The following is a 12,016-nucleotide window of genomic DNA, read 5'->3' as shown; positions in this document are numbered from 1 at the left end:
GGATCAATCGGCCTGCGCGGCGGTTTCCGGCGCGGCAGCGCGGCGGCGCGGCGCGGGCCGCGGGGCCGAGAGATCGTCCAGCAGCGCGGTGGCCTCCTTTTCCATCTGGACGACGTAGCCGCCGACCTTGGAGCGGAAGTAGCGGTGCAGCACATACGCGGGAATGGATACCACGAGGCCGAACGCCGTGCAGATCAGCGCCTCGCCGATGCCGCCGGCCATCTTCGTGGGGTCGCCGATGCCACCGGCCATCACGTTCAGGAACATGCGAATGAGGCCGATGACGGTGCCGAGCAGGCCGAGCAACGGGCCGATCAGCGCGATCGTGCCGAGCGTGTTGAGGTAACGCTCCATGCGGTGGACGACATGGCGGCCGGTGTCCTCGATGCGCTCCTTGATGATCTCGCGCGGACGATCGCGCACGGCGAGCGCGCCGGCAAACAGTTCGCCCAGCGGCGAGCCCTTCTCCAGGGCGGCAAGATGGGCGGCGTCGAGCTTGGCCGACCGGGCCCATTCGCGGACCTCGGCGCCCAGCCCCGGCGGCAGCACGGCCGCGCGGCGCAGGGCCCAGAAACGTTCCAGCACGATCGCCAGCGCCACGAGCGAACAGATGAGGATCGGCAGCAATGCCCAGCCGCCAGCCAGAAGGATCTCGAGCACGTGAACCCCGGATTACCGAATGCGAGCGCGCATGATAGCAGGGCCCGCGATTCGGACTGAGGACGCATTCACATTGGGCGCGGCGCCATCGTCAGCGTGCCAGGAGTTCCACCTCCGCCACCTTGGCCGTCGCGCTGCCCGCGAACGTGAGGCGGTACTGGCGGAACGCCTGCGGATCCGCGACCGCAAAGGCGCGCGTCTGGCGGTTCCACGGGAACGTCTCGTTCTTGCGCTCGTCGAGCACCGTCCACTGTTTGCCGTCGGCCGAGCCTTCGAGCTTCCAGCCCGAGGGCGCCTCTGCCGCCTTGGCCGGCGAGGTGATCGTGTACAGAGAGACGACGGCTGGCGACGGCAACCGGTCGCGCAGAACCGCGCCTGCACGCAGCGCCAGTTCCGTGCCGCTGTCGTTGTCGATGGCCGCCTTCGGCGAACCCTTGGCGGCGCCCTCGATGCTGACTTCGTCGCTACGTAGCACGTCGTGCAACGGCGCGGGCTTCTGCCCTTCGGCGCTCAGCGACGGCGGAAGAGCCGCCGCCCCGGTGCCCCAGCGGGAGGGTTCAGGCCCCATCTCGAAGGTCAGCGTGGCGCCCTTGGCGAGCAGCGCATGCGGAAGACTCAGGTTGTCCCACGGCTGCCCGTTGACCTTGAGCGACTGAACATACCGGTTGACGTCGCTGACGCCGGGCGCACGGATGTCGATGCGCGCGCCGTTCTCCAGCGTGATGGTCATGCGCGGGAAGTGCGGCGCGCCGATCACGTAGTCGGGGCTACCCATGCGCAACGGATAGAAGCCGGCCGCGGCGAACAGCCACCACGCCGACATCTCGCCATTGTCCTCGTCGCCCGGATAGCCCTGGCCGATCTCGCTGCCGACGTACAGCCGGGACACGGCGTCGCGCAGCTTGTCCTGCGCCTTCCACGGCTGGCCGGCCTGGTCGTACATCCAGATGATGTGGTGCGACGGCTGGTTGGAGTGACCGTACTGGCCCATGCGCACGTCGCGCGCCTCGAGCATTTCGTGGATCACATCGCCGTAGTCGCCCACGTCGAACGTGCCAGGCGTGGCGAAGAACTGGTCGAGCTTGGCGCCGAGTGCTTCGCGGCCGCCGTAGAGGGCAGCGAGACCCGCACCGTCCTGCGGCGCATGGAAGGCCATGTTCCACGCGTCGGTCTCGGTGTAGTCGCCACCCCAGCGCGTGGGGTTGAAGTCCTTGGCGTCCCAGCGCCACTTGCCTGCGGGATCGCGCGCGACGAAAAAGCCGACGGCTGGATCGAACAAGTTCGCGTAGCCGAGGGCGCGCGAGCGATACCACAGGGCGTCGTCCGCATAACCGCGATAGGCGTCACCGCCCGGTGCGGCCTTCGCGAGTTCCGCCGCGAGATTGCCGATGGCGAAATCGTTGATGTAGCCATCCATCGACCACGACAGGCCTTCGCTCACGGTGTCGTCGGTGTAGCCATTGAACAACGAGCGCTCGATGCCCTTGCGCCCGGCACCCTTCACGTCGCTCACGGTAGACGCGTTGCGGATGGCGGATTGATAGAACGAGGCGACGTCGAAGTTGCGCACGCCCTTCAGCCAGGCATCGGCGAAGGCCACGTCGGAACTGGTACCGACCATGAGATCGGCGTAACCCGGCGACGACCAGCGCGCGATCCAGCCGCCGTCACGGTACTGCTGCACGAAGCCGTCGATCATGCGGCCTGCTTCGGTCGGCGTCAGCAGCACATAGGCCGGCCACGCCGTGCGGTACGTATCCCAGAAGCCGTTATTGACGTACGGCTTCCCGTCGACGATGCGGGCGCCGGTATGCGTCGGCGTGTTCTCGCCGGCCGGTGCCGAGAACGGGCTGGCGTAGCGATACACGGGATGTTCCTTGCTGCCCGTGTTCTCGTACGCCTGGTTCGGATAGAGGAACAGGCGATAGAGATTCGAGTACAGGATGGTGCGTTCGTCGGGCGTCGCACCTTCCACGCTGACGATGCCCAGGCGCTTGTCCCAGGCGTCGCGCGCACGTGCATGCACGCTGTCGAAATCGTCGTTCGGAGCGATTTCCTGCGCAAGGTTGGCCTTGGCCTGCTCAACGCCGATGAGCGAGGTGGCGATGCGCATGGTGACGGCGCCGCCGCCCTTCGCCGTATCGAAACCGACCCACGCGGAGGCGTCGTCACGGCCCTCACCGGTGAGGCGACCGCTCTCGCTGATCGGCCGATCGAACTCCGCGTAGAAGAACAGGCGCGTGGCCCCGGTGGAAAGGCGGCTCTTCACGTCCGACCAGCCGTGGATGGCGCGGTGTTCCGGATCGAGCGTGACCGCCGCATGGCCATCGAGGTTGTCGAACACCAGCTGCGAGCGTTTCCCGGCAAAGGTGAAACGGAACATCGCTGCGTGATCCGTCGGCGTGATCTCGGTGGTGATGCCGTTGTCGAAGCGCACGCGGTAGTAGTCGGGATGCGCCACTTCCGCGTCGTGCGAGAAGGCCAACGCGCGCGTCTCGCGCTTCAACGGCGGCGCACCCGTTTCGGCATCGGCCGGCATCACCTGGAAGGTCTGCCGCTCGCCCATCCACGGGCTCGGTTCGTGCGAAAGACTGAACGCCTCGATGCGCGGACGGTTATCGGCACCGTTGCGCTCCTGGTACTGGTAGATCCAGTTCGAGCCGGCGTTGGTCGTCGGCGTCCAGAAATTGAAACCGTGCGGCATCGCCACCGCGGGAAAGTTGTTGCCGCGGGAGAAGTTCGCGTTGGCATTCGAGCCACGACGCGTATCGACATAGTCGGTGGGATGCGTGCTGTCGATCGGCTTGACCTTGCCGATGCGCACGTCGTCGAGATAGCCCTCGAAGGTCTTGCCTGCCGGCGCATCGACGGCCAGTTCGATGGCGCGCACGCGACGCCCCTTCGCCACGGCGCCCAGATCGACGCTCACGTAGTTCCATTGATCGGGATAGAGCACGCGGCCTTCGCCCTGCCCCTTTGCCGTGGCCGGTACCCCGTGCTGATCGTGCGCGCCGGTAGCGGAAAGTCGCGAACCGTCGTCGAACACCAGGTCCACACTGGCGTAGTTCGCCGGGTTGGTCAGGTCGTCCTTGTTGGAACGCGGAAAGACGAGCCAGGAGAGCACCGTGCCGTCGGAGACGCGCAGATCGGTATCGAACAGCTTCACGACAACCTTGCCGCTGGCCGTGCCGGCATAGCGCAGCGAATGCGTGCCGGTGAAACCTACGTCGGGCTTCGCCGTAAGCACCGCATCGGCAGGTGGGCCGCCGACGATGCGAACGTCGAGACCACCGACCTGCGCAGTCGCGAACGCGGGATTGCCCGGCTCGAACGATGTATCGAACTGACGATCCGCCGCGACGGCGCCCACCGGTACCACGGCTGCAGCCGTCGCCAGGGCGAGCACCGCCCGCCCCCAAGCCTGCTTCGATCCCGTCACGCGGCGTCCCCTTGTCTGCGGAAGCCCGCATTTAAATCGTTCTAAATTCAGGATGTCAAACCGCGGTGCAGCACAACGGCGCAGGGCGGAGCGCGTCTATGGTCGCGCGCGGAGGCGCCGATTCGTTCCTCAATCGCGCCAGTAACGCCTCACCGGACGACGCCATTCGCGTGTGACCTGGGGCGCTGCGTCGGCGGGGAAATCGATGCGGACCGCGCCGCTGCGTGCGGTCACGTAGACCGGGCTGCCGATCTCGGCATGCCGGTCCACGACGTGGGGATGCGGGTGACCGAAGCGGTTTCGCCAACCCGCCGAAGCGATCGCCAGCGTCGGGCGGACGGCGGCAAGCCATGACGCGGTCGAGGCATGCCGGCTGCCGTGGTGCGCGATCGTGGTCACCGTAGGCAAGCGCGAGGCGAGGCTGTCGCGCGACATGCGTTGCTCCGCGGCACGACCGATATCGCCGGTGAGCAAGAGCCGACCTGCCGCGCCTTCGACGGCAAGCACGCAGGAGCGATCGTTACCCGGGGTCTTTCCATGGCTTGCCCGAGGCACCTCGACAAAACGAAACACCACACCATCCCAGGACCATGCATCGCCGGCCTGACATGCCGCTGATTCGAACGAAAGACGCTTCGGCTCTCCGGACGATCGCTGCGCCTGGGGATAGCGCTGGATCACCGACGCGGCACCACCGGCATGGTCGGCATCGCCATGACTCACGACCAGATGATCGACCGGGCCGATGCCAAGCGCGGTGATGGCCGGCAGCACGATGCCGATACCCGCATCGCGGCCACCCGCGTAAGCCGGACCGGCGTCGTAGACCAGGGTATGGGCGCGTGTCCGCACGAGCACGGCGAGGCCCTGCCCTACGTCCAGCACCCACACCCGAAACGCGCCAGGCGCGGGCAGATCGCGAGACGGCAACGCCAACGGCAGGAACAACAGCGCGCCGTAGCCGCGCAAGGGGACGCCTCGCGGCGCGAACAACCACGCAGCGCCGAACGTCGCCAGGACCGTGATCGCGAGCGAGCTTTCCGCCACCGTGAGCCGGGCGGCCGGCCAGTCGGCCATCGCTTCGAGAAGGCGCCATTGCCAATCCATCAGCCATGCCGCAGGCCTCAGCAACACATCGGCGATGGGAGTTACGGCGAGCCCGACGCAACCCAGCAACGTCAGCGGGACGATGGCGAAGCTCACCAGCGGCGCGGCGAGCAGGTTCGCCAGGAAGCCCACGAGCGAGGCACTACCGAACCACCACAGCGACATCGGCAGCAAGGCGACGCTCATCGCTGCCTGGGCTCGCAGAAGCTCGCCGAGCCAGCCTCGCCAGCCGGCGGAACGCGGCGCCACGCAGAACATGAGAAATCCCACGCCCGCGAAGGAAAGCCAGAAGCCCGGCGAGAGCGCGGCGAGGGGATCGGCCGTCAGCACGACCAGCAGGGCCACCGCCAGCAACGATGCGCCACCGGCTTTTCGCCGACCGAGGCCCGCCAGCATGACGACGGCGATCATCAGCAAGGTACGCACGGTCGGCAGGCCCATGCCGGCGAGCATGCCGTAGGCCGTCGAGACGGCCAGACCAAGCGCGGCTTGGGCAAGCGGTCGCGGTACCCGCAAGGCGAACCATGGCAGGCACGCGTAGAACAGCCGCGCGAGCAGCACGCCGCCGCCGGCAGCCACGCCGACATGGAAGCCGGAAATCGCGATGAGATGAGACACGCCGGTGGCACGTGCGACGTCCCAATCGGTGGGCGTCAGACCGCGCGTGTCACCCACCGCCAATGCCTTCAGCACCCGGGCATCGTGTTCGCCCAGCCGCGCATCAAGCGATGTGGCAAGCGCGTTGCGCCAGCCATCGATGCACGTACCCGACGACAACTTCGCGTTCGCCTTCGCTTCGCGCACATAACCCGTCGCCACGATCGCGCGTTGCAACGCGCCGCGTTCGGCATCGGCGCCGCCGGGATTGACGGGGCCACGCGGACGACGCAACCGCACGGTCAAGCGCCATCGATCGCACGACTGAGGCGCCGATGCGGCGCGGTACCAGGTGAGGCGCAGACGACCGCGAGGCAGCGTGCGATCGCCGCGTGCGCGATCGGGGTCGAACAGGAAGGCCACATCGGCGCCCGCGCGGCGGGGCAGTTCGACGACGCGCCCGACGACGACCACGTCCTCACCGTCGCGAGCTGCCGGCCAGCGTGCGTCCATGGCGAGTGCCGCACGCAGCGCCGCCCACGCGGCGAAGAGCGCCACCACCGCCACGAGGCGCAGCCACGCTTGCGGTACACACCACAGCGCAACGATCGCGACCAGGAGCACGCAGGCCGACGACGTCGCATGAGGCAGGGATGCCCACCCTTGCACGGCGACGCAACCAAGTGCGGCAGCCGCGGCGACGGTAACGAGGGAAAAGGGAACACGAGGCACGGCACGGTACGGGAGGCAACGGCGAAGTCCAGCCTAGGCCCGAACTTTCAATGTGTGGGCCGTGCGCCGTTGTGGGCGACAGCCCACGCGTTGGCGTCAGTCCGTACCGCTGGGGAAGGAACTGCGCTGGGCGCCTGCACCGGATTCGCGTGTCAGTCTGCCGGAGGCCAAGTCTTTCTTCGCCTATCGCAGTCGCCACGGCCGACCTACCGATGATGCGTTCCGGCTACCCCTATCGCCAGCAGGCTGGCTCCCACCGCTGACAACGGCATCTCAAGAGCGCATCACCGTCGAGGGGGCTCCACTCAGGGCGTGCAGGACGCGAGCCCGTGGATGGTGGCTAGTGGTCGCCGTTCGGACGTCTGCCACGCCAGGGGCCCGGCGGACGATCGCCGCCCTGCCCGCCATGTGTCGGTCGGTCGCCACCCTGCCAGCCGCCACGCGTCGGGCGATCGCCGCGCGGTGCTCCGCCAGGCGGACCGCGATCCGGCCGGCCGTCGCCGCGTCCGCCATGCGAATCGCCCGGGCTATTCCCTCCCTGCCACCCGCCTGGACGACCGTGGTCGCCATCGCGGTCGCGCCATCCACCTGGACCATGATCGCCGTCGCGATCGTGCCACCCACCACGCGGGGGCGGATGACCATGCCAATCGCGATCGCCGCGATTGTAGCGACGCCTGCCGTCGCCGTCGTACCAGACCGTGCCGACCGTGATGTTTGAATAGCAACAACCCGGGCCATAGCCGTCGTAGCCGTAGCTAGGTGCATAACCGGGCGACACCACGGTCGTCTCCTCGCCGTAATACGTGTCGGCGCCGGAACCGTTACGGACGTAGCCGTAATCCGGATCGTAGTAGCAGCCCGCCAGTGGCAGACAAGCCGCCAAGGCAAGAAACAGCGAGTGCGCTCGACGCATGGAGGGTCTCCGAGTGGCGATGCCGACGTTGCGCTCGCTGGATTGAATGGCCGCTAAAAAAAGAAAGGGCCGCGCAGGCGGCCCTTTCCTTTCATTCAGCTTTCACGCTCACTCGTCGTCATCGTGCGCCGATGGCGTGGAGGACACGTGCGATCCGCTGCCTGGAACGACATCGAGCGTGCCGGCGGCATGGTGCTCATCCGTCGGCCAGTTGGGCGGCTGCCGGTCGCGCTCGCGCTTTGCATCAAGCAAGGCCTGGATGTGCGCCACGGCTTCTTCCTGACTCAGCTGCTGCATCGGCGCCTCGTTGGATGCCGGCTTCGCAGCGGCCGGCTTCGGGCGCGGAGCCTTCTTCGGCGTCGGCGGCGTAGCGACCGGGGACGTCACCTTGGTCACCGGCGCGGCGCGCTTGCTCGGCGCGGCCTTCGCGACCGGGGACTTGCGTGCCGGCGCCTTCCGAACCGCTGGCGCCGGGGCGGCCTTGCGAGCCGTGGTCGCGGGGGCCTTCGTGGCAGCGGTGCGCTTCGATATTGCCTTCTTGGCTACGGCCCTTTTGGCTACGGCCTTCTTGGCTACGGCCTTCTTGGCGACTGCCTTCTTCGCTACAGCCTTCTTGGCAACGACGCGCTTGGCAACCGCCTTCTTCGCCGCTGTCTTCTTCGCGGGTGCCTTGCGAGCCGCGGTCTTTGGCGTGGAGCGCTTGGTCGTTGCCGCCTTGCGTGCCGAAGCCTTCTTTGCCGCCGCGCCGCGCGCCGTGGTCTTTTTCGCGGTGGCTTTCTTGGCGGCGGCTTTCTTGGCGACGCTCTTGCGCGCGGTGCTCTTCTTCGCAACCGAGCGCGTCGACTTGGCGGCGGTCTTTCTTGCGGTTTTCTTGGCAGCGGTCTTCGCTGCGCCGCGCGTACCCGCCTTTTTGGCGGCTGCGGTCTTGCGAGTGGATTTCTTCGTAGCCGTCTTGCGTGCCGCGGACTTCTTCGCGGCGGACTTTCGGGTCGTTGCCATGCGCTCGTTCCTCCTGCGGTAGTAGCCGACGCGAACCGCCCCCCCGGGGGGAACTCGCGTACATGCCGGACGACAACAATCGGTCGGTCTTCGTTCCGGTCGAACGCATGATGTAACAGGCGTCGGCCGAAGTCACATGCATTCGGCAGAAAAGTTCAGGTTCGTCGTCAGAAAAGCCGGGGCTGCGTCAGTGTACCGATGAAGTTAAGCAACGCTTCCGGCCGCAGTGCAATGGTGAAGAGCACGCCGTAAAGGGCTCCCCAGAGGTGCGCGCTGTGATTGACGTTGTCGCCCCCGCGCCGATCCATGTAGATCGAATACACCACGAACAACACGCCGTAGAGAATCGCCGGCATCGGGATCACGATGACGTAGATGCGCGACCACGGCGCCAGCAGGATGAAGGCGAAGAGAATGGCCGACACCGCGCCCGAAGCGCCGAGGCTCCGGTATCCCGCATTGCGTCGATTGGCGAGGTAGGACGGCAGGATCGAGAAGACCAGTGCCCCGATATAGAAGGTGAGGAACCCAAACGGGCCCATCGCGGCACTGAAGAACGCCTCCATGATCCGCCCGGCGAAGTACAGCGAGATCATGTTGAAGAACAGGTGCGCGCCGTCCGCATGCACGAGTCCATAGGTCACGAGCCGGTAGTACTCGCGGCTGCGGCTGAGCGCAGGGGGCCACAGGATGAGGTCGTCCAGCAGGCGCTGGTTGCGGAAAGCGACGATCGAGACCACCGAGGTCACGAGAATGATGAGCAGCGTGATCATGCGTTGATGCAACGTCCTACGCGTCGAGCCAGCGCGCATCTTGGCGGTAACGAGGGCCGATGTCGAATGCGCGCAGCCGCCGCGGTGCCGTCCGCGCCCTTCGCGCGGCTATCATGTCGCCTTCCCCGATCCCGGCTCCATCGATGTCTCCCATTCGCTACAAGCAGCTCGACGTCTTCGCCGCCCGCCACGGCGGCGGCAATCCACTGGGCGTGGTCGTCGACGCACAGGGCTGGTCCGATTCGCGCATGCAACGCTTCGCGCACTGGACCAACCTGGTCGAGACCACCTTTCTCATGCCGCCACGCGTCGACGGTGCGGATTACCGGGCCCGTATCTACACGCCGACCAAGGAAATTCCCTTCGCCGGCCATCCCACGATCGGCAGCGCGCATGCCGCGCTCGACGCCGGGCTCGTCACACCGGACGCCGCCGGCATCGTGTGGCAGGAGTGCGGCGCGGGCGTGCTGCCCATTCGTGTCGAAGGTGACGGTCCCACGCGCGAATTGTTCGTGCAGTCACCGAAGGCCCGGATCGTGGGCGATGCGTCCCGCGGCGGCGAAACGCTCTCGGCCGTGCTTTACGGGGTGAAGCTCGGTGCGCTCGCTCCGGCCTGTGTCGAAGGCGGCCGGCGGTGGTGGGTCGCGGAATTCGCGGATGAATCGGTGCTGCGCGGCTGGCGGCCGGATCACGCGGCGATCCGCGCGCTCGCCCTCGCTACCGACACGCTGGGACTCTGCGTCTTCGCGCGTTCGGCCGAAGGCCTTGCGGTGCGGGCGTTCCCCGCAGGCGTCGGCATCGTCGAAGACCCGGCGTCGGGTGCCGCCAACGGCCTGATCGCCGCGTATGTGGCCGAACGCGACACCACCGGCGCGCTGGCGACGGGCTACGTGGTAAGCCAGGGTCGCGAAGTGGGCCACGATGCCCGCATCATCATCCGCATCGACGGCGACGCCGTGTGGGTCGGCGGGCGGACCAACACCATCATCGATGGGCACGTGGATTGGCAGGAGTGGGAGCCCGCGGCGTGACCGCGGCCATCTGGGTCGACGCGGATGCCTGCCCGAACGTCATCAAGGACATTCTGTTTCGCGCCGCCGAGCGTGAACAAGTGCAGGTGACGCTGGTCGCGAACCAGTGGATACGCACACCCACCTCGCGATTCATCCGTTCGATCCAGGTGCCCGGCGGCTTCGACGTCGCCGACGACGAGATCGTGCGCCGCGTGGCGCCCGGCGATCTCGTCGTGACCCAGGACATTCCCCTGGCAGCGTTCGCGATCGAGAAAGGCGCGCTGGCACTGCATCCGCGGGGCGAAATGTTCACCCGGGACACCATTGCCGCCCGGCTGTCGATGCGCAATTTCATGGAGGAACTGCGCGGTGCGGGCGTGGACACGGGCGGCCCTGCCGCCATGCATCCGCGCGACCGTCAGGCCTTCGCGAACGAACTGGACAAGTGGCTGGCGCGTCGCCGCACCGATCGGCCATCGGCCTAGGGAGCCCCAGTCCGGTCAGCTCAGCTTGGCGCAGATCGTCTCGACGCTGTCCGCCGAGAAATGCAGTTCCATCAGGGCTTCCTTCAACGAGTCGCGCGAATTGACCTCGCTCTCGACCTGCTCGCCGACGCTGCTCGGGGACACGTGCACGAAGGTCTTGCCGTCCTGGTACGCGATGCCTTCCTCGTAGAAGGTCTGCTTGGTCAGCACCTTGAAGGTGCCGTCGTTGGACTCACGCACCGTGACCGAGCGCCCTTCGTGTTGTCCCTCGTATACCGTTTTCCAGCTAGCCGACATGAGATCTACCCTCGTCCGCACAAAGCGTGCGGATCGATTGTCGCGGACCCATCGGCCTAGCGATTGTGAAGACGTGCGTAAAAACGATCTAACGATTCAATCCTGCGAATCGTCCAGGTTGGCCCGGCGCGCGGCCACGCGTGCCATCGCCGACCAGTCCAGTTCGCCATCGCCAGCCGCGAGGGCTTCGAGCAGCGCGTCGTGGATCACGCTGGCGAACGGCATAGGCACCCGCTCCGCTTCAGCCGCTGCACGAGCCAGGCCGATGTCCTTGAACCCCAGGCTCATCTTGAAGCCCGCGGGAGAATAGGTTTCGTCGGCAATCAAACCGCCATAGACCTGGTAGATCGGTGAGGCAAACAGCGAACCGGACATCACAGCGAGAAAATCCTTCGCCGAGACGCCGTGCGCGCGGGTCAGCGTCGTCGCCTCGGCCATGCTCTCGATGGCGGCGCCGATGAGGAAATTGCCACCGATCTTCACGATCGTGGCACGCACGGGATCGTCGCCCATCGGCCACACCTTGCGCGCCAGCAACTCGAGCAGGCCCTGCACCTTCGCCACGGCGTCCGGCTTGCCGGAAACCACGAGGTTCAGCTCGCCTGCCGCCGCCACCGTGGGACGCCCGAACACCGGCGCCGCGACGTAGCCGATGCCGCGACGCTCATGCGCGTCGGCAAGCTCACGCGCCAGCGCCACCGACACCGTGGCGTGGTTCACGTGCACGGCTCCCTGCGGCAGCGTGTCCAGCACGCCGCCTTCCAGGATCACCTGACGCACGGCGGCGTCGTTGGCGAGCATGCTGTGCAGCGCGTCGGCACCTGCCGCGGCCTCCGCGGCGGTCGCGGCCACCTTGGCCCCCAGCTCGGCCAGCGGCTTCGCCGCATCCGCCGAGCGATTCCATACCGTCAGCGCGTGGCCGCCCTTGATGAGGTTGCCGGCCATGCCGACGCCCATGCTACCCAGACCGATGAAACCGATGCGCATTGTTCTACTCC

10 protein-coding genes are annotated in these 12,016 nt (G+C 67.1%); 2 read left to right on the top strand and 8 right to left on the bottom strand.

Features of this window, described 5'->3' with window-relative positions:
* Positions 1–3: 3 nt before the first annotated feature.
* From IM816_RS08110 to IM816_RS08085, 6 genes are all read right to left on the bottom strand, one after another.
* On the bottom strand, positions 4–660 hold the full coding sequence (locus IM816_RS08110) for a MotA/TolQ/ExbB proton channel family protein (protein WP_425602622.1): 657 nt from the start codon (positions 658–660) through the stop codon (positions 4–6).
* Between the two features lie 91 nt (positions 661–751).
* Entirely contained in the window at positions 752–4,099 is a 3,348-nt protein-coding gene (locus IM816_RS08105) for a GH92 family glycosyl hydrolase (protein WP_250340489.1), read from the bottom strand.
* A 129-nt stretch (positions 4,100–4,228) separates the two neighbouring features.
* A complete protein-coding gene (locus IM816_RS08100) occupies positions 4,229–6,535 on the bottom strand; it encodes a DNA internalization-related competence protein ComEC/Rec2 (RefSeq protein ID WP_250340488.1) in 2,307 nt (768 codons plus the stop codon).
* A 340-nt stretch (positions 6,536–6,875) separates the two neighbouring features.
* Positions 6,876–7,451 (bottom strand): hypothetical protein, encoded by a 576-nt coding sequence (locus IM816_RS08095; protein ID WP_250340487.1) that lies wholly within the window; start codon positions 7,449–7,451, stop codon positions 6,876–6,878.
* 108 nt (positions 7,452–7,559) lie between these two features.
* Positions 7,560–8,450: a histone H1-like repetitive region-containing protein gene (locus tag IM816_RS08090; protein WP_250340486.1), complete on the bottom strand. Its 891-nt coding sequence runs from the start codon at positions 8,448–8,450 to the stop codon at positions 7,560–7,562.
* Between the two features lie 167 nt (positions 8,451–8,617).
* Positions 8,618–9,223 carry a rhomboid family intramembrane serine protease gene (locus IM816_RS08085; RefSeq protein ID WP_250340485.1) on the bottom strand — a complete coding sequence of 202 codons (606 nt, stop codon included), beginning with the start codon at positions 9,221–9,223 and terminating at the stop codon, positions 8,618–8,620.
* Positions 9,224–9,366: 143 nt separating this feature from the next.
* Here IM816_RS08085 and IM816_RS08080 point away from each other — a divergent pair, with 143 nt between their 5' ends.
* Entirely contained in the window at positions 9,367–10,254 is an 888-nt protein-coding gene (locus tag IM816_RS08080; protein ID WP_250340484.1) for a PhzF family phenazine biosynthesis protein, read from the top strand.
* Positions 10,251–10,721, top strand: coding sequence for a YaiI/YqxD family protein (locus tag IM816_RS08075; RefSeq protein WP_250340483.1), 471 nt, complete (start codon positions 10,251–10,253; stop codon positions 10,719–10,721). The genes IM816_RS08080 and IM816_RS08075 overlap by 4 nt, the downstream gene beginning before the upstream one ends.
* A gap of 15 nt (positions 10,722–10,736) precedes the next feature.
* On the opposite strand, the gene IM816_RS08070 is transcribed toward IM816_RS08075, so the two are convergent.
* Positions 10,737–11,018, bottom strand: coding sequence for a hypothetical protein (locus IM816_RS08070; RefSeq protein WP_072320807.1), 282 nt, complete (start codon positions 11,016–11,018; stop codon positions 10,737–10,739).
* Between the two features lie 96 nt (positions 11,019–11,114).
* A complete protein-coding gene (locus IM816_RS08065; protein ID WP_250340482.1) occupies positions 11,115–12,005 on the bottom strand; it encodes an NAD(P)-dependent oxidoreductase in 891 nt (296 codons plus the stop codon).
* Positions 12,006–12,016: the final 11 nt, after the last annotated feature.

It is taken from the genome of Luteibacter flocculans (assembly GCF_023612255.1).
GTDB classification, from domain to species: domain Bacteria; phylum Pseudomonadota; class Gammaproteobacteria; order Xanthomonadales; family Rhodanobacteraceae; genus Luteibacter; species Luteibacter flocculans.
The sequence above is the reverse complement of the archived record's forward strand: the minus strand, read 5'-3'. Positions and strand labels throughout refer to the sequence as shown.